General features: G+C 45.1%; 18 protein-coding genes. 5 read left to right on the top strand and 13 right to left on the bottom strand.

Going from position 1 to position 22,866, the window contains the following annotated elements; genetic code table 11:
* Position 1: 1 nt before the first annotated feature.
* The 5 genes from AC2204_RS00090 to AC2204_RS00070 all read right to left on the bottom strand — a co-directional run bounded on the left by AC2204_RS00090 (position 2) and on the right by AC2204_RS00070 (position 9,303).
* Complete coding sequence (locus tag AC2204_RS00090; RefSeq protein ID WP_318923180.1) at positions 2-2,338, bottom strand: OmcA/MtrC family decaheme c-type cytochrome; 2,337 nt, start codon at positions 2,336-2,338, stop codon at positions 2-4.
* A 1,091-nt stretch (positions 2,339-3,429) separates the two neighbouring features.
* Complete coding sequence (locus AC2204_RS00085) at positions 3,430-3,645, bottom strand: hypothetical protein (RefSeq protein ID WP_318923179.1); 216 nt, start codon at positions 3,643-3,645, stop codon at positions 3,430-3,432.
* A gap of 100 nt (positions 3,646-3,745) precedes the next feature.
* Positions 3,746-6,658, bottom strand: coding sequence for an Hsp70 family protein (locus tag AC2204_RS00080; RefSeq protein ID WP_318923178.1), 2,913 nt, complete (start codon positions 6,656-6,658; stop codon positions 3,746-3,748).
* 183 nt (positions 6,659-6,841) lie between these two features.
* Positions 6,842-8,677, bottom strand: coding sequence for an Hsp70 family protein (locus tag AC2204_RS00075; protein WP_318923177.1), 1,836 nt, complete (start codon positions 8,675-8,677; stop codon positions 6,842-6,844).
* Positions 8,677-9,303, bottom strand: coding sequence for a DUF2760 domain-containing protein (locus AC2204_RS00070; RefSeq protein ID WP_318923915.1), 627 nt, complete (start codon positions 9,301-9,303; stop codon positions 8,677-8,679). Before AC2204_RS00070 ends, AC2204_RS00075 begins: the two co-directional genes overlap by 1 nt.
* 365 nt (positions 9,304-9,668) lie before the next feature.
* Between AC2204_RS00070 and AC2204_RS00065 the strand changes: the two genes are divergently transcribed.
* A complete protein-coding gene (locus AC2204_RS00065) occupies positions 9,669-10,022 on the top strand; it encodes a YajD family HNH nuclease (RefSeq protein ID WP_318923176.1) in 354 nt (117 codons plus the stop codon).
* An 81-nt stretch (positions 10,023-10,103) separates the two neighbouring features.
* On the opposite strand, the gene AC2204_RS00060 is transcribed toward AC2204_RS00065, so the two are convergent.
* Positions 10,104-11,186, bottom strand: coding sequence for a site-2 protease family protein (locus AC2204_RS00060; protein WP_318923175.1), 1,083 nt, complete (start codon positions 11,184-11,186; stop codon positions 10,104-10,106).
* A 135-nt stretch (positions 11,187-11,321) separates the two neighbouring features.
* Entirely contained in the window at positions 11,322-11,618 is a 297-nt protein-coding gene (locus tag AC2204_RS00055) for a winged helix-turn-helix domain-containing protein (protein ID WP_318923174.1), read from the bottom strand.
* Between the two features lie 314 nt (positions 11,619-11,932).
* Between AC2204_RS00055 and AC2204_RS00050 the strand changes: the two genes are divergently transcribed.
* Positions 11,933-12,862: an LpxL/LpxP family Kdo(2)-lipid IV(A) lauroyl/palmitoleoyl acyltransferase gene (locus tag AC2204_RS00050; RefSeq protein WP_318923173.1), complete on the top strand. Its 930-nt coding sequence runs from the start codon at positions 11,933-11,935 to the stop codon at positions 12,860-12,862.
* 81 nt (positions 12,863-12,943) lie between these two features.
* Here AC2204_RS00050 and AC2204_RS00045 read toward each other — a convergent pair whose 3' ends face one another.
* From AC2204_RS00045 to AC2204_RS00030, 4 genes are all read right to left on the bottom strand, one after another.
* Positions 12,944-13,789, bottom strand: a complete 846-nt coding sequence (locus tag AC2204_RS00045; RefSeq protein ID WP_318923172.1) for a pirin family protein — start codon at positions 13,787-13,789, stop codon at positions 12,944-12,946.
* Positions 13,790-13,958: 169 nt separating this feature from the next.
* Complete coding sequence (locus AC2204_RS00040; RefSeq protein ID WP_318923171.1) at positions 13,959-14,609, bottom strand: DNA-J related domain-containing protein; 651 nt, start codon at positions 14,607-14,609, stop codon at positions 13,959-13,961.
* 149 nt (positions 14,610-14,758) lie between these two features.
* A complete protein-coding gene (locus AC2204_RS00035; protein WP_318923170.1) occupies positions 14,759-15,241 on the bottom strand; it encodes a YajQ family cyclic di-GMP-binding protein in 483 nt (160 codons plus the stop codon).
* 105 nt (positions 15,242-15,346) lie between these two features.
* Positions 15,347-16,402 carry a 3-deoxy-7-phosphoheptulonate synthase gene (locus AC2204_RS00030; protein ID WP_318923169.1) on the bottom strand — a complete coding sequence of 352 codons (1,056 nt, stop codon included), beginning with the start codon at positions 16,400-16,402 and terminating at the stop codon, positions 15,347-15,349.
* A 633-nt stretch (positions 16,403-17,035) separates the two neighbouring features.
* Between AC2204_RS00030 and AC2204_RS00025 the strand changes: the two genes are divergently transcribed.
* Positions 17,036-17,926 (top strand): putative PEP-binding protein, encoded by an 891-nt coding sequence (locus tag AC2204_RS00025; protein WP_318923168.1) that lies wholly within the window; start codon positions 17,036-17,038, stop codon positions 17,924-17,926.
* Between the two features lie 93 nt (positions 17,927-18,019).
* Here the strand turns inward: AC2204_RS00025 and AC2204_RS00020 are convergent, their stop codons facing one another.
* Both AC2204_RS00020 and AC2204_RS00015 read right to left on the bottom strand, forming a co-directional pair.
* Entirely contained in the window at positions 18,020-19,567 is a 1,548-nt protein-coding gene (locus AC2204_RS00020) for a protein adenylyltransferase SelO (protein WP_318923167.1), read from the bottom strand.
* 196 nt (positions 19,568-19,763) lie between these two features.
* On the bottom strand, positions 19,764-21,113 hold the full coding sequence (locus AC2204_RS00015; RefSeq protein WP_318923166.1) for a hypothetical protein: 1,350 nt from the start codon (positions 21,111-21,113) through the stop codon (positions 19,764-19,766).
* Positions 21,114-21,385: 272 nt separating this feature from the next.
* Here AC2204_RS00015 and AC2204_RS00010 point away from each other — a divergent pair, with 272 nt between their 5' ends.
* Positions 21,386-22,225 (top strand): CvfB family protein, encoded by an 840-nt coding sequence (locus AC2204_RS00010; protein WP_318923165.1) that lies wholly within the window; start codon positions 21,386-21,388, stop codon positions 22,223-22,225.
* Between the two features lie 323 nt (positions 22,226-22,548).
* Positions 22,549-22,866: Hcp family type VI secretion system effector (locus AC2204_RS00005; protein WP_318923164.1), on the top strand; the 318-nt coding region annotated here is incomplete at its 3' end.

The raw sequence follows: 22,866 nt of genomic DNA, 5'->3' as shown, positions 1-22,866 counted from the left end.
ATTAAAGTCCGTGAGTAACATCCACTCCTTTAGCTTCACCTTTGGCATGACAACCAGCACACAGTTCGGGAGCCGTATCGGCCTCAGCCATCGATGCCTGACCAAATAAACCACCGGTTTCAATCATGTGGGCAATGACTTTCTCATTAGCGGCAATATCATCAGCCGACAAGCCGGCTTTACGTGTTTCATCCATCGTGCCGACAGCATCAATCAAGCCCACAGGCATATCTTTGATATGGCAGCTAGCACAAACTGTCACGGTTGCGCTGGTATAAACACCACCACCTGCAGAAGAACGAGTATTCATTGATAAAGGTACATCGTACTGATCGTCGGTATGGCAGGCAGTACAGGTTGCAATATCAGCGGGGTAAGAATCCATCGGGTGAGATGAATCATTATTGGCGTGCAAAGTATGCACATGTGATTTCAGATCCGCTGGACGCCCTGCGTAGAAAGAAGAACGGGTTGCGTTGTGACAGTTGGTGCATTCTGCTGAATCAGTCGCGCCGTGACGGGTTATATGGAAACCATCATCATTGTGGCAATTCGTACAACTTGCCATATCAGCACCAAACTTCTCAACATAGTCGGTCGCTGGACTCAAGTCGCTGAGGTTGTAATAGGCTTTGACATTATGCGCCGGAACGACTTCTACTTGGGTGTAGGCATTTTCGACCGCATTACATGCGATTAAATCACCTCCTGCGGATTTGCCATTAGCACAGATTGGCATTTCCGTGGTCACCAGTGACAATACACCGGTTGTTCCGGGATCGACGATTGTACAGGTAAAGATACCAGTACCGGCGGGCTTACAAGCCTCATCTTTTATGCCCGTATTTTTATCATAAGTGGGTTCAAGATGAACTTGAATCGCACCATAACTGAGTTTGAAACCTTCCCCTTGATCGTTATTAACTAATAGGTAACCTTTCTTGGAAAGTAGCATGCTATCTGGATAATCATACTTATATTCATCTTTAACCGAATCAAAACTAATATCGGCAGTACCTACTAATTTTTCAAAACCGGCAATACCAGCGCCATATAGCTTAATTAATACATCCACTTCGATTAAACCAGGATCTTTACGCTCAACACGTGCAAAGCTGATGCTTAAGTTGTCCGCTGCAGATTTTGCTTGACTGCGCACGGTTTCATGCGCAAATGCCGGAGAGATATTGCCTGAATTAGCGCCATGACAACTGGTACAAGTGTCGAGATCTACAAAGCCATTCGGATGCTGACGTTTCCATACGTCCTGATTGAGTTCTTCCTGAGTGAAGGCAATATCATCATGACAAGAGGTACAGGCGTCTAAACTTGCATTAAGCTTCCAGCTATCGCCCTGTGGTGTTGCCTCGTTGGCCGCAGTATGACAGTTACTACAGTTACGGATGTCTTGCGGAAATTCAACCCCATCAACAATTGGATTACCGTATTTATCAAGCTTGCCATCATTCTTCGCATAAGTATGAGCTGAACCTTTATAGCCAATAATCTCGTAGACAGCACCATCACCTTTGGCAAGCATACTTGGCAATTCGACACCACGGTGAATTTTATGGACCATTGGCGTAAAGTCGACGCTATTGCCTGATTCCGGGTCGGTGCTCCCCGGGTTATGACACGTTACACAGTATTTAGTCTCTACACGGCTACCATGTAATTTCAGTTCACCATGGCAATTATTACAGGTTGCAGTGTCCACGATATTACGTTCGTCAACTAGCCCATTACCGGAAGGTACCCAGTCGTAAGTCGCGTTAATCGTATTATTCGAGTTACCAGAAATCTGCATACCCACACGGTGAGTCGCATTAGCATCCCACGCAATGGAAGCGCCAGTGAGTGGATTAACCGCTGCTAACACCGTTTCTTTTAGCTTAAAGCTGTAAGTTCCATTTCCGTTATCAGTAAAACGACCTTCTTCATTTTTACTATCGCGATCATAAGTTGCTTGTAATTCTTTAGTTGTATCGTCAATTGCGCTAGTTGCCACTTTGTTGATTAAACTCACCCATTCGCTTGGTTTACCATCTTGTTCAGGTACTAACTTGGCAACCGTAAAGCGTGGTTCGCTCAAGCCAATTAATGCAATATCATTTTCATTGGTTGCACTGAAGTGAACAGTGACAGTGTGGTCGGTATTTTCCGCGACCGAATTTATTGTGACAAGTGCCCGTTCTGCAACCTCGACAACGGGCACAATGACTTCTTTACCGCCATCATTATTATTATCCCCACCATCCCCATCACCACCGCAGGCTAGTAACGATAAACTAAGCAGGGCTATTACACCCAACCGACTAAATTTGAGTCCATTCTTCATGCTACCCCCAGTTTGCTACTTTTTGAATTAAGCAGGCCAATGTGTCTTTTGTTTGCTTATTTAATCGAAGCTTATTAATTTAATCGTTACTTAATTTATAAATTGATTTAATCAAAATCATTCGATCATCACTAAATTCCTCAACCCTAATTAAAATAGCACGAGAATAAAAAAATAATTCGATCTTAATCATAGTTATCTATATACATATCAAATAAACCATCTGTAACCTTAATACTATAGGGAAGGTAAAGTAGATAGTTAATAAAGCTCAATTTTGCAATTGATTAAAATCAATATTATGTTCATTTTATTGTTGGGAAGAGTATGCTGATTAAGTAATCTTTGGCAAGAGACCACCTCTGGCGCTGTAACTTTAAAGGGCTTGGATAACATCAAAGGATAGTTAAGTCATTCAAATCAACATCTTGAGGTCTGTTGTGGCTGCTCTGTAATGTGAGTGTTTAAAAATAAAAGTTGTAATTCCAGTGTTTTGTTTTTATTGAAAGATAGGGTTTAATCAAAAATCAGTACTGGTTGGTTAGACTGATAATTCATAATTGACATGGGTAAATATCCAGCATGTACAATGATTGTTACTGGTAAGAGGATTAAAAATACCATTAATAATAAGCAAATAATAAATTAAACATGAGAGTTAATGTTCACAAAGGAGTCGCCATAAATCCTTGAGTAAAGCAAATAACAACTTAAAGATGATAATTAAAATTCACAAAGAAATCGTCAGGAATCTTGAGTAAAGCAAATAACAACTTAAAGATGATAATTAAAGTTCACAAAGAAATCGCCATAAACCCTTGAGTAAAACAAATAACAACTTAAAGATGATAATTAAAATTCACAAAGAAATAGTCAGTGATACTGTCCGCCTCATTAATCTTCAGCATATCCATTGCATTATCAGTGATGTTGATATGAATAATTGTGCTAAGGAAAATACGGGGTATCCGATTCCATAACAAGAAACGAAAACTAAAAGGCATCGCTGCAATCATCATTATTGCGAAGACAATCAAAAACGGAGAGCATCATGCTCTCCGTTATTATCAATCAGCAACTAAACAAAGCGATTAAGCTGCAGCGACATTTTTGATGTAATTTACCTCATCCCGGTACTTTTTTACATTACGAGAAAGTGTACCTTTGGGCAGGTCAAAACGTTTTTCTGCTTCATAGCTTGATAATCCATCAAAGATCACCGCAGCAACGGCTGTACGCTGGTCTTCGGATTTAAAGATACGTTGAGCAATTAAATGAAATTGGCAATGATTCATGGCTCTACTCACTAAAATCTTCATTTTTGGTAAGCTTTAAAGGTATAGAAATGCGCTTAAAGCTTAACGTTGTTATGACGCTGTAGCGTAACAAGCTAACCCTAACGTAAGCTTAATCAATCAAACGTAATCCCGTTGGCAGGGCATCACCAAATACCCGTCTGGTTTCAGCTTCCGTCAGTACTTTGACTACCGATACCATTTGAATCCAGCTTTCCGGCGCTTTACAGGCCTTTAGCTTGGCAATGACTTTTTTGCGGTTTTGTTCATCGATATCTAAGGTACGGTCACCTGTCATACGACACATCATCACCGCAGCAAAGGCAATATTAGGATCTTTACGCCAGTCGAATTCCATCAGCTCAGGTAAGCAGTAGGCGATATGCTGGGGAGACAATAGGTTATGTGCGCTACCGTAGAACGGGCTACGTGTTGCGATACGACCGATTGCCCACCAGTGGGCCTGGGAATATTGCGCTTTTTGTAAGCGGCCAAAGATTGATTCAATCAATTGCAGCTTGTTTTCAAACGGCAAATGCTCGAGAGAAGCTGCCAGACGTACCATGTCTTCATAACTGCGCTCTTGCATCTCTTTGCTCAATTTACTGTTGCGCGTTGCACTCGGGCTGATGTACTTCGCAATATCTTTAAAGATCACCAGTTGCTGTTCCTGAGTCAGACCACCTGCGATACGGCGCCAGAATGTCCACCAGTCGCTCCAGGTCTGGGTATTATCGCTAAACTGGACACCATGCTGATAGAGCGGCCAGATTTGTTCCATACGCCATTCATCAGAAGGATAACCAAAACCTGGCCGCATTGTGAAGCCAGTCAGCTTTAACCAGTTTCTTTCATGGATGTCTGAACGACGTCGACGTTTCTTGCTGTCTAGCAGGGTATCTGCCAGCGCCCGCAAGCATGGGGTTTCCCAAGTGTCACGTTTGCCTAGTAGCTTGTCCAAATCGTTACGCAGCGTTTTTATCGCTTTGCTGTTGGTCTTTTTGGTACTGCCACCATATACCAGCTTAATGACGTCAATAGCTTCTTCCATGCGGGCTGGAAGGATCGATTGGGCGAGGGTGGAATCACCTTTGTTACGATTTAAGCGCGCCAGATCTTTACGAATACCAAACTCCACTTTCCAGCGCTTTCTGTCATCGCTTACGCTAACGCATTCGATCAGGAGAGTACCGACTTCGGTGAGCTGGCAGGCCAGGGTCACTTCTTCGCGATCTTTCTGGTTAGCGGCAAGCTCGGCGCGATCTCGCTCGCTTTCAAGCGTTGCAATGAACGGAGGAAGGGTGACATAACTTTCGTTATCACCGTCATTATCAAAAGTGACAAGCTCACCAATTTTGGTATGGCTGTCATCCGTCGAAGAGACCAGATTAAAGCGCACAGGCTCACCGAGAGTGAGAGCAAATTTTCGCTGTTCAAGTCGTACTTCAGTACCTTCATCGATCCCTTTAGGCAGCAGACACAGGCCTTGTTTGCTTTTCTTTTTATCTTCCAGCATTAAGAAGAAAGAACGCGCAGAGCCTCCGCCGATTTTTAATTGGGCACCATGACGGGCTTTCGCGTAGGCGACGGCACCATGGGCAACGGCGAGGTCGGGATGTGGATTCTCCAACTCAGTGACACTGTCACCTCGCCAGTTGGAGAAAATGTTTAACACGCGCTTTGATAGCAACGGGCTGTTAAACACACCGCCATTCAATAGTACAGCGGAAGGAATGATTGGCTGATCTTCAATTAATTTACTGTCACCCGTGGTTAGCGCCTCATGGTCTGCCAAGGCTTCACGGCATACGCCAGCGTGCAGATCAATGAACTGGGCAAGGTGCTTGCTGATTGCCGGATCGGCAGCATAAGGCAGGCCGAATTCTACTACCGCAGCCTGGCGATGGCTGGGTTGATCTGTAAACTCTGTCAGTGGGAAGAAGCCATCTAGCGCAATATCATGGACTTCTTCACGGGTTAGCTCGATGCTTTTAGCACCGCCTATCAAGCGCGAGCCACTGCCCAATAAGGTGACCTTGGCCGTTGCAGGCGCATTGTCTGAGAGTAATTGTTCTTTAACCTTACGGGTTTGCTGGATCAGTTTTGACAGGCCTGCTGCACTGAGTTTTTTTGTACTGCCATGCAGGCGTTGTTCTGCTTTATGGGCGAGGGCAAGATCCAGGTTATCGCCGCCCAGCATCAGGTGATCGCCGACGCCGATACGATCCAGTGCCAGCTTGTTGTCTTTAGTGCTGACTTTGATCAGGCTAAGGTCGGTTGTACCACCGCCGACATCGCATACCATCAGCAATGGAATGTCTTTTAATAATTCTTCGGCCCGATCTTTATTTTGGGCGTACCAGTCGTAGCAAACCGCTTGCGGCTCCTCTAACAACAGGACGTTTGGCAGGCCAGCCATAGCGGCCGCTTCTAGTGTTAATGCCCGTGCCCCTTCGTCGAAAGAAGCTGGAACGGTGATCACCACTTCCTGTTCGCATAATAGCGCATCCCGGTGGTGATAGTCCCATGCCTGACGTACATGATTAAGATAGCTGGCACTGGCAACCACAGGGGAAACTTTCTCGACGCTGGTGTTTAGGCTATTCGAAGCCCCCTTATTTGAGGACCCTTTATTTGTAGACCAGGGCAAAATAGCCTCGGTACGGTCAACACCGGTATGGGATAACCAGCTTTTGGCACTGACGACCTGGCGGCCTTCTACTCTTGCACCAAGCTCACGGGCAAATTCCCCGATGATCACGCTTTGGATCTCACCAGCGACGGGTTGAATATCCCAAGGCAAGACTAATTCGGCTTGGTTCATTTCCCCTGGTGCGGGGTGATAGCGAAAAGAGGGGAGCAGCGGCTTGCGGGCAACTTCACCGGGTGCGATAAGCTGGTCAATTTCAAAAATGCTTATTGGGCTGGATTCAAGATCGTCACTAATGGGTGCATAGGCGACAACAGTGTGAGTCGTACCTAAATCAATACCAACAAGAAAACGCGGGGAAGCGGGTGAAGACATTGTTTACTCCAGAGTTGATCCTGAATTCAGGCGTTCACTACGGAATGGCTTTGAGAGCCGAATATCGCTGGTGGCAGTGAATTCCCTACAGGATGATATCTTCAATGTAATATTTATATCTTTCAGAATAACGGTACAACGAAAAATAACGGCGCATCAAGATGCGCCGTTATAAGGTAGGAGTTATTTTCCGCGTACGTCGAATTCAACCTGCCATTTCTGGCCGCCGTCGGTCGGTATTGCTTCAAGGCATAGCGTACCGAGTTCCGTTACATGGGAAGCAAGACGAACAGGAACTACTTCACCAGCAGTGCGGCCATCAGCAACCGGGAGAGTTACCTGAATAGCCGGAAGTTCTTCCAGCTCTTCCGGTTGCCACCAGTCAAGATGGGTACCGGCAGGATCTTCACGGCGCACCGTTGAACCAAAGAATTTGAATTGCACCGGCTGGCCAATAACCAGACCAAACTCCTGGCTTGGCACTTCAGCGTGAGTGCCTTCTTCCATACCAAACGGTGCTACACACAATGCTTCCAGAGGTGGTTCCATCCCCGGAATGGCTGGCATGGAGCTCTCGATACCGACGTAGTAGCTGCTTGCAATACCACCACGGATACGGACACCTTTACCTCGGCGAACAGAGCCGTAGTAAGAGGCACCACTTGCAACCGCCAGATCAAGATCCAGACCTTCCAGCAACTTCGCTTCTTCATTACCGGCAGTGGTCAGCCAGTTGTTGATGATTGAAAGCAGGCGCTCAGACAGCAGTTCAGACTTCAGTACACCGCCATTGAATAGGATAGCTGTCGGGCGGATAAAGCCTTCGTGTAGTTGGTCGTATTTTTCGAACAGCTCATCAACTGCTGAAGATTGACGGCTTAGGAACCCGGCAACATGGCGAGAAACAGCCGCATCTTGCGCATAGGGCAGGCCCATTTGAGTCAGGGCGCCGCGCTGCATTTCTACCGGATGTTCTTCAATGCTATTGCGAGGGAAGAAACCTTCAACCAGTGTTTGCTGAACTTCTTCTTGTGTCAGTTCCGTTTGCAGGGTGCCACCCAGTAGCTTGGAACCGCGGCTTGGCACAACAATCGGCACAGCCTGAAGTTCTGCATCACTTAGCAGGGCTTCTTTGGCATCACGGCAAGCGTGGGTAATAGCCTGGATCTGCCAAGGCTGAAGTTGTTTGCCTTCTTGTGCCAGCTTCATCTTCAGACGATAAGCCAGCGCCAGATCCATATTGTCACCACCGAGCAGGATGTGATCGCCAACCGCGACGCGGTTCAGGGTCAGGTTACCTTCTTCTTCGGTTACCGCGACTAAAGAAAGGTCAGTGGTACCACCACCGATATCGACCACGAGGATCACATCACCCACGGTGACTTGATCACGCCAGGTATCATGGTTGTTTTTCAGCCAGCTATAAACCGCAGCCTGTGGTTCTTCCAGCAGCGTCATGTGCTTAAAGCCCACGCTGCGTGCTGCTTCTGCCGTCAGGTCACGTGCTGCCGGATCAAAAGAGGCCGGAACCGTGATTGTGACGTCCTGATCAAACAGTGGCGTATCCGGGTGTTGGTTGTTCCATGCCTCTGCCAGATGCGCAAGATAACAGCGAGTCGCTTCGACAGGAGACACTTTTGCAACTTCTTCCGGGCTGTTCAGCGGCAGGAAGGCATCACGGCGATTCACACCGCCATGGCATAACCAGCTTTTTGCACTGGCGATAAGTCGAATCGGGGTTTTACTACCAAGCGTACGTGCCATTGCACCGACGATGGCATTGGGGTGCGCGCTCCATGGCAGGGCTGTATCGCCTTCTGCAAGCTCAGATTCGTGAGCCTGATACATGAATGACGGTAGTTGATCTTTCTCTTCAACATTACCTGGTGTGGTCAGTTGAGCGATCGGCATGACGCTTACTTGCGCTTCTTCATCTTGCAGATCGACATAAGACAGTACGCAGTGAGTGGTACCTAAGTCGATACCAACGCTAAAACGATGTTCTTGTGTGTCTTGCATTACAATTCTACCTCAGCGGCGGCAACAATATTTGCATCGTGGCCTTCTGCCAGTTTCGGCAGTTTAACTTCAGTCACTTTCCAGCCGCGATGAATAAGGGTTCCGGTGAAAGGTGCTTCGCCAACGACATTACCGGTAAGACGCACTTCAGAGGCGTTAAAGCCCTGTGGCAGGGTAATGCGCGTTTCTTCGTCTTCAGTGCGAACAGGGGCAAAGCGGAAGTATTCGTTTAGGACTTTCTGGCCACCTTCATGGATTACACGGGCAGCAGCACCGATTTCAGCATCAGCAAAACCTCTCAGGTCTTCTTGCATGAAATCAATAAAACGGGCTTCTTGTTGCAGAAGTGACAGTAGCTGAAGTGCTGCATCAGGCGTAGCCGTTTTCAGTTTTGGCTCAACTTCAACGATTTTTTCTACGATCTTTTCTACTTCTACAATTTTCTCGACAGGTTTTTCAATCTCAACGATTTTCTCTACTTCGACTGGTTTCTCGACAATTTTTTCCACTTCAACTGGTTTGCCTTTTTTAGCAATATAGAGAGCCAGTAAAATTAATACAAAACCACCCAGCCATGCATGGCCCATATCGATGGTAGTAGGGATTGCCGATAGATCAACAGTCATATTAGAAAAATCAAAAGCCATATTCATTTACTCTTAACAGTGAAAAATCGATTCACTATGAACAATTTGGGCAGAATACTAACATAATCATGTCGTATTACATCTAAGCTGCAAGTATTTATCACCCAAAAAGCAAGAAGAATCGTCGCCTTAGTTTATTTTACAGTCAATCCAGCCTTTTACCATGGCTGACGCCTAAGCTATACCGTTTGAGTATGCAGCAGTAGGCATTATGTTATTGTCAGAATATATGTTGTTACCCGTTTAAAGGCATTAATTGTGTATCAACATTGTGTACTTGGTCAGGTATTGTAGAGGGAAATCAGTTAAACTAAATCAAGTACTACCGAAATTACAGGCTAAATATGTCATCTGATATTTATGGCACCAGTGCCAGCTATGCTCGTCAGGAGCAAGGTTACCGAGAGAAAGCATTAAAGCTCTATCCGTGGGTATGTGGTCGTTGTTCTAGAGAATTTGTCTATTCAAACCTTCGTGAACTGACGGTTCACCATGTTGACCATGATCACACCAATAATCCGGCAGATGGAAGTAACTGGGAATTGTTGTGCCTTTTCTGTCATGACCATGAGCATGAAAAATACACAGAACATGATCAGCAAACCGGCAGTGTGATCAAAGCAGGTGGCGATGATCATGAAGCCGCGACGTTTAATCCATTCGCAGATCTGAAAGCGATGATGGAAAAGAAGAAATAATAATCTAGGGACGAGAACCGAGTTACTCGGTTCTCGTCCCTAGATTCCAGATACTTGCCACTAGAACCTGGATATTTTCCCCTAAGAGCCCAATACCTGCAGCGGCAAGCCGAGCATGGCGTCTCCTGTACCGGCGAAATACCAGATAATACCTACCAGCGAACTCACTAATCCGATATACCAGACAAAAGAGAAAACCTGACCATAACGATTCAATGGAAGCAGGTGACTTTGATGGCGGTATTTCCATTCAAACAAGATTTCAATACTGCCCATAACCAGCAGGAAACCAAATAGGGTCAGTTCCAACTGGTAGCTTATGATCACCCCGCCAATAGCCGCTAAAGCACACAGGGCAATACCGATTTTACTGTTCATTGAAAAGCTGATGCTTTTCAGGACGTGACCACCATCGAGCGGCAGAATGGGCAGCAGGTTAAACAGGTTTAGCAGGGCGTTGAATACGGCAAGTCCGGCAAAGAACATTTCGCCGGTGATCCAGTACGCCACGATGCATAGCAACGACATTATCAGACCAAAGAGCGGGCCCATTATCGAGATAACCACATCTTGCCAGCGAGTGTTGATTTTTTCGTCACTCAGGGCCAAGCCACCCAGAAAGGGGATTAAATAGATGCCTTTGGTTTTCATTCCAAAGTACTTCATTGCGCGGATATGACCGTATTCGTGGAAGACCAGGCAAGCGACTAGCGCCAGGGCAAACTGCACCGAAAACAGCCATGAATAAGCCGCCAAGCTGGTTACTGCCAACACCCCTTTGATGATTTTGGCACTTTTTAATGCTTTCATGCCTAAAGAGACAAGACCAATCAGGCTGAATTTACGTTCGGATGTCGGCGCGGTACTGGGTGTTTGTTGTTCGATGTCTTTTTCATTGCGAGAGCCGTCGGCAATGACTTGATCATTGGCTCTGACGCTATATTCGATAAGAAATGGCTGCCAGCTCAGAGCGATATCCAACCGGCAATTTATCGTTTTTTCACCATTGCTGAGCTCAAATTCATGAACGTGAGGATCGCTGTGCGCTGCATTCGCATCAAGCTGAGATACCAGGGTGTTATCCCAGAAGAGTTGCTGCCAGCCAGCCATCGATCCTTCCAGGCGTAATGGCCGGCCAAGAAAATCAAGCGTTAATAATTCCAATGCAAAACCTTATTCATCGAGATATGAGTGCCTTGTACTCTGTTTCAGCAGGCGAGTGTATTGGTTTATGCGCGGAGTCGCTAGTTTTTTGGAACGAGGAACTTGTGTCGTGTAGCGAGTCTTTCGCTTCCCGCTTTATGGGTAGTCTAATGCGGCTTTAATGTCTGTCATGTGTTCTGCAACCCAGTGTTTGTTGATCGCCCCCCAATCAATGATCTTATACTGTCCGCTACGGTTTCGTTCACCTTTGGTTTGGTTAAATATACAGATAATATCCAGTTCAGACAGGCTTTTTATCGTGTCTTGTGCGGTTCGCCTTGGCATACCGGTATAGTCAATAATTGCGGGAACGGTGGCAATACCCTTCTCTATTAAATGTGCAATGTATAAACGACGGTAATAGCTCGATTTGGTTTTGCTGATGGTCGTCATGATAGGGTATTCCGATCCTTTTATCTGTACGGTTATGGGGGAAATGTCCAGATTATTCTGAATACAGAGTAACATTATATAGCCCATATTAATGATATCTCTGATTAAACGCCTACCGGCGATGAGCCGACATCGGCTTCATCCCGGCTTTAGTGGCTCTTGCAGACAATTTACAAGAGGAAGTAAATAGCCTCAAGGTTTAATAAGAGGGTGGTTTGGGTATATAATGTGCCGTTTTTCATAAGCATGAACATCCACTTTATTCTTCATGTTCGACTTACCACAATAACAAGTAAGGTAATGTTTTTCTCACTATGAGCAAATTTACGCCACCCACGTTTAGCAAAGCGTTTCTGCATCCGCGCTACTGGCTGACACTGATCCTGATCGCGGTAATGTATTTGATCAGCTGGTTGCCATATTTTATTCAGTTTCGCATGGGGCAGGTTATAGGCCGATTAGCTATTCGCCTGATGAAGAAAAGACGTAAAATTATTAAACGTAATTTAGAACTCTGTTTCCCTGACATGCCTGATGGTGAGCGTGACGCGCTGATAAAAAAGAATATTGATAATACCGGCCTGGCATTATTCGAGACAGGTATGGCTTGGTTCTGGCCTGACTTTCGGGTTAATCGTCATGTGACTATCGAGGGCATGGAGCATATGACGAAACTGGATCAGGATGGTAAAGGTGCGCTGCTGGTTGCTGTTCATTCCATGAACCTGGAAATAGCCGCTCGGGCTTTTGGAATACAAATGTCAGGCATGGGCGTTTACCGCCCTAACAACAATCCTTGTTTTGACTATTTTCAGTATAAAGGCCGATCGCGTTCGAACCGGACATTGATTGATCGTAAAGACGTCAAAGAGATGCTGCGTATGTTACGTCGAGGGGAGCGTGTCTGGTATGCCCCCGATCATGACTATGGTCGCCGCCGTTCAACATTTGCACCACTGTTCGCGGTAGAAAATGCCTGTACTACAACGGGAACCAGTTTGTTAGTCGATGCATCCGATTGTGCTGTTGTTCCATTTTCTATGGTACGCAATACTGATTCCGGTCAATACACCTTAACGATGTTTCCGCCGTTAGAGGGCTTTCCGCATAACGATCCGGATGCTGCTGCGGTCTATATCAATAAGGTGGTTGAACAGTCGATCATGCAGGCGCCGGAACAATATATGTGGTTACATCGCCGCTTTAAAACCCGTCCGGAAGGCGAAGCCTCGCTGTATGATTAATGATATGATTTATTGATATTGAGATAAGTCAAAGCCCACGGAAGTGGGCTTTGTCGTTTATAATTGCGCAGATCAAGAATATCACTCAGCAACAAATTTTCCGTTCTGATAATCAGAAATAGCCTGATTGATCTCTTCCATCGAATTCATGACGAAAGGACCATAATGAACAACGGGTTCATCGATTGGAATGCCAGAAAGAAGTAACACACCGCTATCGTCTGTTGCCGCTAACGACAAGCCTTCTCCTTGATCAAGCAGGGCCAGTTGACCCGCTTGTACTCTCGCACCTTCCACTTCAATTTCACCCTTATAAACGTAAAGTAAGGCCTGAAAATCTGGATTCAGACAGCTTCGGAATTGTTCACCTGCCGCGGCTTGCCAGTCAGCAATCGTGGTGGGTACGCCTGTCTTCTGGAGCGGTCCGGTCAGAGTTTCCCCCTTAATGGTTAAGTCACCCGAAATGACCCGGATCAGGTTATTTTCATTGAGTGCTTTTTCTGTGATCACTGCTGGCTGAAAGTCGTGGTATTGCGCAGGCTGCATTTTCTTTGCTGCAGGCAGGTTTATCCAAATCTGGAAGCCGTGGAGCTTGCCATCGGTCATCACCGGCATTTCACTGTGAATGACCCCTTTTCCGGCCGACATCCACTGTGCACCACCATCATGAAGTTCCCCGGTGTTGCCCATATGGTCTTTATGCTGGAAATGACCATGTAACATATAGGTCAGGGTTTCGATGCCGCGGTGCGGATGTGGGGGAAATCCACCGATATAATCGTCGGCGTTGTCAGATTTGAGTTCATCAATCATTAAAAAGGGTGAAAATAGCGTGTTATCAAAACCGTGAACACGCTGAATTTTGACACCATCACCATCTGAAGATGGGTGAGACTGAATGATTTGTTGGATACGCCTAATCGCCATGATGACCTCCTAAAGCCTGACTCAGGGTTTGATTCTGAGAGAATACAATCAGTTTAGAGGGTGTGCGGGCAGGTTAACAGCCAGCGGAGATGAACAGCTTATTAGAAAAAACTGATTAAGTTTTGTTGTCGGTCAGGGAGCGTAGATGACGGGGACTGGCGAATCGCACTTATAAATAGTGTTGTATACGTTGCCAGGCTTCACATACCGTGCGAAATTTTCCGGCATTGCCATTTGGCCGATCCGGGTGCCATCTTAAAGCCATTTTTCGCCATTGCCGGCGGATCTCTTCTGGTTTCGCATCTTTGGTCAGCTCTAAGATTGCCAGATCCTGATGATGCGGCCCGATAGTCGATTGTGTATGTGTATTAAAATAGTGCTGACCGGAGTGGTTGTACTCTTTTTCAGAGCCAATATAGTGTTGATAGCGTTTCCAGAAAGAGGATAACAAACCTTCAATGGTAGCCAGATCGGCATTGTAGTTACGCCAATCTAAGTAATACTCACGCAAAGGGTCGTTGAGATCGAGGTGATGGTTATCAGAAGAAAGGTTGTTTAACAGTTGGATGTCCACCGCCCGGGCTTGTAGCCATTGGTCAGGCAGCAGTATTTCCTGCAATTGATATAACGCATTCATGAGTAAGAAGTTACGTTTAAACAGGTCTTTGTTCGGGTCGTCATCTAATGCGCTTAGTATGCCTTGGTTTTTCAGCTCTTCTGACAGGGTATGAATCATCCAGCCGGTGGGTTTGACTTTCAGAATACTGATCATGGGCCAAATCAGAGGGTTATCGTACTGGGAATTGCGGTCAATATACATGGACTGGCGCTGTTCAATTTAGGCTCTGTTATTGATTTACTTTAGCAAACTGAGCAATAAAGAGTATGAATAGTTTGGATATAAACAGAAGGAAGGCAAGATGCCTTCCTGTGTATACCGTTGGGCCAAGTTAATCTCGCTGCGGCAGATTAGTCGCGGAAATTGTCAAACTGGAACGGTTGGCCCAGATCTGCTTCACGGACAAGTGCCATCGCGGCTTGCAGATCATCTCGTTTTTTACCCGTTACGCGTATTTTGTCGCCTTGAATAGCGGCTTGAACTTTAAGTTTCGCATCTTTAATTGCTTTAACAAGTTTTTTTGCGGTCGCTGTTTCAACGCCTTGCTTAAATTCGATGTTACAAGCGAATGATTTGCCAGTACGAACCGTGTCTTTTTGCTCCATTGATTGAGCATCAACAAAACGTTTAGCAAGATTACTCCGGAGGATTGCGACGAGCTGAGTAAGCTGAAAATCAGATTCGGTAGTGATTTTTACTACTTCTTTTTCTAGTTTGAAGCTTGCATCAACACCACGGAAATCAAAACGAGTTTCAAGTTCGCGATTTGCGTTGTCTACGGCATTTCTGATTTCAACGAAATCAACGTCAGAAATAATATCAAAAGATGGCATGTCATCAACCTTAGTTGTTAATCTATTGGTTAGCTTTTTGCTTACAATATTTTAGCAAAAATAATAGATACATCGCTTGATGCGTTGTATCTAAAAATAGCAATCTTACTTACGGCTTTTAACGGCGTCAGCAAGCATGTCTAGCATGGTTACGGTATCATTCCAGTTTACACAAGGATCGGTAATTGACTGACCGTAAACGAGTTCTTTTTCTTTGCCTGGAATTACGGATTGATTACCTTCTTCAATAAAGCTCTCAGCCATAATTCCGGCAATGTAATTACTGCCACTCTTGATTTGGGCACAAACATCAGCGGCAACATCCAACTGGCGCTTATGTTGTTTCTGGCAGTTGCCATGACTGAAATCGACAACAAGACGCGTTGGCAGGTCAAAAGAGGCTAAGGTATCACATGCTGCAGAAACATCTTGCTGGTGGTAGTTTGGCATTTTACCGCCACGCAGGATCACGTGACCATAAGGGTTACCCGCAGTGCGATAAATTGTCATTTGACCATTTTTCGCCGGTGAGCAGAATAGGTGAGATTCACGCGTTGCTCGAATAGCATCAACGGCTATTTTGATATTGCCGTCAGTGCCATTTTTAAAACCAACCGGGCAAGAAAGGGCAGAGGCCATTTCGCGGTGAATCTGTGACTCAGTCGTACGGGCACCAATGGCACCCCATGTGATCAAATCAGCCAGATACTGGCCGGTGATCATATCCAGAAATTCTGTCGCCGTCGCAAGGCCCAGCGCGTTGATATCAACCAATAGCTTACGGGCTTTCTGAAGGCCGGTAACTAGGTCAAGGCTGCCGTCTAAATGTGGGTCAGAGACGAGCCCTTTCCAGCCAACAACGGTGCGGGGCTTTTCAAAATAGGTACGCATTACAATACAAAGTTCATCTTTGTATTTGTCCTGGATGGCAACAAGCCGCTTCGCGTAATCCATCGCAGCATCAGTATCGTGTACAGAACAAGGACCAACAATAACCAGAAGACGAGAATCTTGCCCAGTCAGAATAGCTTCTACCTGACGACGAGACTGAGCGATGTGCTCAGCGATTTCATCAGTAATTGGAAAGGCTGCTTCTATTTCTGCAGGGGTTGGCATTAACCCTAGGCTAACGGTACGGAGTTCATCTGTTTTCATTGGCATAATACGTTTGCCTACCTTGGTATCTTCAAAATAACGACGCGTTAAGATAGCCCAAAAGTCCGCAGGAATAAACCAAACTTGTGATATGTCTTAGGTTTTTGACTGAATTGAAGGCTTTGTTAAAGATAGATGCTGCATTGATAGTCAATCGTCAGTAACTGGCAGAAATCTAAGCGTAAAACAATGTTACCCAAACCATCTCAAGACATGAGATTGAGCAATTCCCCTGGAGATTTAATGCGAACCTATATGAATGGCAATCTCTTTCAACAGATAAGTATATTGTTAGAGTCATAATGATGCCATATGAAGGAGATTGGTTATCAGCTGTATGTTGTTAGCGAGGATTGAATATTTTTGCAATGGTGATTTTTCTGCTTGCTTCAATAATACTGAAACAGTAAGGTCAGGTAAAGGGTAGTTAACAAGTACTTATGCCAAGTAATCTATGCTGAATCCACCTCGGTATTCTCTGTGGGTTTTAGCGTTAAAATCGTGTATTGATGCATTTTATGTGATTTTATATGGCATTTTGAACATGTATAGTATGGCTTCCTTAATTTCTGGTGTTGAGCGTACTTTTGATGGCTCTTAACACTCACGCACATTTTAGCATGGTTGTATTGGTGCCTTATGACAAATAAAGCTCAGTCTGAACTTAGTTACTCAGAATTGTTAGTAGATGCTTCTCTGTTAGAGAAAGAATCCCCCGCGATTGGATTGGTTTCAATGGATGACTTAGGTCATGCCATTATTGGGGTACATCCTTATGCAATTGCCGATACGCATAAGCTCGATGAGCAGCGGCAGCAAGAAGTGTTGAAACGCGCTGGTGAATATAAAACACCTGCTGAATATTATGTGGCAGAACTAACAAAAGTGCTGGTTATTGCCGCACAAAAAATGCAGGGGAAACCGCTTAAAGTGAGGCTGTCCGGGGCAGATTCGCATACTCGTGAAGGGTTATTCGGCAGTGAGCTTGAAGCAAAAGAAGTGAATCCGGTTATCGGTTTACGCGGTGTATCTCGTTTCGCAGAGAAAGCACATCGTGTTAGCTTTGAACTTGAATGTGAAGTGATCAAGCGTGCCCGAAATGTAGAAGGTATGACCAATATTGAATTGGTGATTCCTTTTGTTCGAACGTTTAGTGAATCAGCAACCATCATTGACTTGCTGGCTGAGCAAGGGTTGTGCCGAGGGGCTCAAGGCTTAAAAGTACATATGATGTGCGAGCTGCCAGGAAATGCGGTGCTGGCAGAAAAATTCCTGCAGTATTTCGATGGTATGGTGGTTGATATTGATCAGATAGGGCAGTTTGCTTTAGGTTTAGATCTGCATCATGAGTCTTTGAATTATCTTCACGATGATCAAAATGAAGCGGTCTTGTTATTTGTATTTCAAGCTTTGAAAGCGGCTGAAACGGCAGGTAAACCTTGCGACGTTGTCAGCCATTTTATACGCCAGTCCCCAAAATTACAGAAGTGGCTGCTTGAACAGGGGATCGATACGGTGATTAGCCAGTAGGCTGAAATTATAGTCGCGTAGGGTACATTAAGAAAACAGCAAAACATCAATGCCAGCCAGGAAACTGAGTGGCATTTTTTTTATTCCTGCTAACTATGATGAACAACTTATCGCTAGTTCTTTGCTCCAGTATGGCGGTTTAGCCGCGAATTCATTAAAGTCGGGGTGCTCGTCAAAAGGGGTGCTCAGTACCTGTAACAGCTGCTCAATCATTAAGAAGTCGCCATCTTGTGCTTTTTCGATTGCTTGCTGCGCCAGGTAGTTGCGTAAGATGAATTTCGGATTGTGTTTTTTCATCCGCAATAATCGTTGTTCATCGTCTTGCTTTTGATCGGTAGTAAAAGGTTTTTTTTCGAAACTAAGGCGTGTTGCATAAGCTGTTAGCCAGGTGTTGAGTGAACGGGGGCAGTCAAACAGATCACCAAAACGGTCAGTACTTGCAGATAATGCATGTGATGGAATGTCAGATAAGATCCTAAAAAACAGTGTGTAATCGACATCTTGTGATTTCAACAGGTCAAAAAGACTTGAAAATAAGACCGTATCCTCCTCTCGCTTTTCGATTAATCCTAGTTTGCGGCGCATATTGACACTGTATTGTTGCTGTAGCTTTACCTGATAGCCTTGCAGTGATTGATCAATCGCTTCTTTCTCGACTAACGGGCTCAGCGCATAACCTAATGCCGAAAGGTTCCACAAGGCAATCGAGGGCTGCTGATTAAACGCATAGCGGCCGCTGTAATCTGAGTGGTTGCAGATAAAGCCCGGGTCGTAGTTATCAAGAAAAGCATACGGCCCATAATCAAACGTCAGGCCCAGTACGGACATATTATCGGTATTCATTACTCCGTGGGCAAAGCCGGCGGCTTGCCAGTTGGCGATCATGGTCGCCGTCAGATCGACGATACGCTGAAACATTGCAGCGTAAATTTTCTTATGGGTTACTTCTGTTTCATGCTCGTCCGTTTTGCCGTGGATAAGCAATTCCTGCTGAACGTACAAATCATCAAAATGATGTTTGATCAAATAATCGGCGAGAAGTTTCAGTTCAGCATGCTGGCCGGTGTAAAACAGGTACTCGAAGTGGCCGAAGCGGAGATGGCTTTCAGCAACACGGATCAGCGTTGCACCACGTTCCACCTTCTCGCGATAAACCGGGGTCGTGCTGCCTAAAATGGCGAGTGCATGGGTGGTTTTAATGCCTAATCCCTGCATGGCGGCACAGGCCAGGTATTCCCGGATGCTTGAACGCAGCACGGCACGCCCGTCGCCTTGACGAGAATAAGGGGTCATGCCTGAACCTTTTAAGTGAATATCCCATTTTTTCCCTGTAGAGGTGAGCACTTCACCCATAAGCAAACCGCGCCCGTCGCCGAGGTCCGGATTGTATTGGCCAAACTGATGGCCGGTGTATTTCATCGCCAACGGTGAAAAACCTGAAAATGCGCTGTTGCCAGTAAACACATTGATAAAACACGGCGTGTTTGCTTGCCGCGGATCCAATTCTAGCAACTCACACACTTGAGGGTTCACACTCACCAGAAATGGATTGTCTAGCGGTTGCGGTGTGACTAAGCAACCAAAGGCTTTGGGAAGCTCACTGTAAGTATTGTGAAAAACTAATTCAGATAACGTTCGCATCGGTCCCTGCCTTGTTGGCGTATAAGTGGGTGCTATTGATGCAAGAATAACAATTTATCGCTGGCTAACAAGGGACAAAAAGTAAGGGTATATACCCAGCCACCACATCTTGAGATCACCGGGGTATATATCTAATAATAGGGGGAACGGGTGGTGCTGGACAAGAGGATGCGTTGCAGGAGGCAAGACTCGGACGCTAGTCTTCCGTGATCATTTCGATATCAACGATTTTAGAACGGTTCATTATGATCTTCCAACGTTGAATACGAACGGTATTATCTTCATCGGTTTCTTTGGTGATAAGGTTGATCAAATGGCGTTTTTCAACCGATTCTTTAGTGACTTGGCCTTCTTTTAATTGGTAGATCCGTTGCGATCCTTTTTCCATCAAGCTTGAGAGAATACGAAGGTCAAGCATAATGGATTCTCGGGTTTGTTCATAACCACTCAAAAACTTCGTCGGCGACATGCGTGTGGTGCTCTTGTAGTGAAGCACCGTTTCTTCTCGTTGTGAGACTTTGTGTTTTCGGACGGCTTTAATTTCGGAGCTCAGCGCATTATAACTACTGTATTCCAGCCACTCTAACTGACGGCCAATCAGACGTCCGTTATTGGTATCGAAAAATTGTTTTCGCCACTTCGGCTTGCCTTTTCGCACCCAGCGCCACAACATTTTCTTCAGGTCGTCTTTAAACACTTCACGCGCAGCATAAATAACAGAGATCACCAGAATAAAAGAGGCGGTAATATCGCCGAGGACGCCACGGGCTTTTATCAGCATCATAGTGACGAATATCATCACAATCCCGGTTGCAACAGCGGTAACCACTTTTTTGATGTTGTTTCCTAATTCGATGGTTGTTTCTTTCATCGTGACCGGGTATTCAATCAAGCGCCGCAGAAGTCGCATTTTATTGGACATTCGGGTTTGATCTTGCATTGCTTTGGTTGAATTGTAGCTATGCTTTCTGCGATGCTCGGCCTCGCTCGCACAGGTATCAAGCAGCAGATTTTTTATGTCGGCGTAACTATTACCACGAGGTAGGTGGGCGACTAATGATAAACAACGCTGCTCTGTGAACCATGACAGATAGTTATCGATATTCTCGTAATACTTGAGCAGCTTTTCATCTGTCGGTATGCTACGTCGTAACCTTTTTAGGATCCTAATGGCTAGTTGAACAACCTCTTCGACTTCCTCCAGCGTGCGTTCCTGTTTATCTTCCAGCAGCTGTTGGGTAGTCTCTTCTAATGCCAGCGCATACTGATAGGCATACAGACTTAAACTTAAGCGGTACTGCTCGATAGAAAGCTTACCTCTGCTGGCCAGGCGGCTGTGAACAAGCGGCAGGTGGTTGACGTCACTGTAATAGGTACGTTTGCCGTGAATGGCATTGTGGTAAAATTCATCTTCAGTGATGATCTTAGCGTTCAGGCCAAGTTCACCGGGTACGAAAATGTACATATCAAGCTGTCGATTAGTGGTTTCTTGAATTACATGGGAAATCTTTACTTTGTGTCCATCTTTTTTTTCAACAGTGATCACTACGTTTTCATACCTTTGCTTGTGAGTGGGATATCCTATAATTCTAGATTATTTAGTCGGTTATTATCAGTTGAATGACATAACTTTTCTGTCAATAGAATAAAATTTAGCCAAATAACCGAAGATAGGTCAGGCACGTTGAACTAACATCACGTATAATGCGCGACCAAAGTTCGTATTGATACTCGGATGGCGAGCTTCTCTTATATTGCAAGAGGTTAATGCCGACATATAAGAGTATCACTTATATTTACTCAGAGAGTGCCGGATTCATGATTAAAATTGGACAATACAACACATTAGAAGTCGTCAAGTTAGTTGATTTCGGCGTATTTCTTGATGGTGGTGAAGACTTCGGTAATATCCTGTTGCCGAAAAATTCTGTTCCTGCTGGCACGCAACTGGGTGATGAACTGAACGTGTTCATTTACTTCGACTCAGAAGACGAGATTATAGCGACAACGGAAGAGCCGTTAGCTCAAGTTGGTGAGTTTGCGATGCTGCGTGTTGTCGGTGTGAGTGCTATCGGTGCCTTCGTTGATTGGGGATTGCGCAAAGATCTTCTTGTACCATTCAGCGAGCAGCGTCGTCGCCTAGAAGAAGGCGAGAATGTGATGCTGCGTGTTTACACCGATAAAGCATCAGGCCGTATTGTAGGTTCGACTAAATTTAACCGTTTTCTAGATCAGACGCCTGCTAATTATAAAATTGGTCAGGAAGTGAAAGTCGTCATTGTTGAAATTACCGATCTTGGTTATAAAGCTGCGATTGAAGGCGAACATTGGGGATTGATCTTCAAAACAGAATCCTTTGGTAAATTGTTTATCGGTAAGAAACTGAAGGCTTATATCAAAGAGATTCGCCCGGATGGCAAGATTAGCTTATCTTTGCAGAAGGCGGGTCGTGGAAAAGTTGATGATCTGGCTGATAAGATTTTAACGTCGCTGGAACGAAAAGGTGGCTTCATGCCACTGAGTGATAAATCTTCACCACAAGAGATTTTTGAAGCTTTTCGTACCAGTAAAGCGACCTTTAAGAAAACCATCGGTGGCTTGTACAAAAAAGGCCTGATTGTCATCGACCGCGATGGTATTCGTCTGAACGATAACTAAGAAACAGTCTAACTAGTTACTATCTGAAAGCCGGTGATATTCGCCGGCTTTTTGTTACCTTTTTTACACGGTATATCACCGACTAATCTCAACTCCTGCCTTTCGCTTTGTATTAAGTCTACATTCTCCTAATACTGATTGATAATCAATGATGAATTATTGATTATCAGGTTGAGATTCATCATTTTCAATGATCAGAAAAATAAATGAATATAAACGACTGAAAAATATGAGTTAATTTGGTGGCATGTCTTTTGCTCTATATCAATCACCTTATTTTGAGGTGAATTTAATCCCACTTATAGAGAAAAAGGATATTAAGAATGCCAACTCCTGCATATATGCGCATTGAAGGCGAAAAACAAGGGCTGATCACGGCGGGTACATTTACAGAAGATTCAGTTGGAAATATTTTTCAGGAAGGTCATGAAGATGAAGTACTGGTCGAAGCGTTTGAGCACCAGGTTGTTTTACCTCGCGATCCGCAATCAGGCCAGCCAACCGGTCAGCGCGTGCACAAGCCAGTGAAAATCACCAAAGTGTTTGATAAGTGTTCGCCACTTATCTATAACGCACTGACTTCCGGCGAACGTCTGCCTAAAGTTGAAATTAAATGGTACCGCACATCAGCAACAGGCAGC

The organism is Photobacterium sp., from assembly GCF_057456235.1.
The sequence above is the reverse complement of the archived record's forward strand: the minus strand, read 5'-3'. Positions and strand labels throughout refer to the sequence as shown.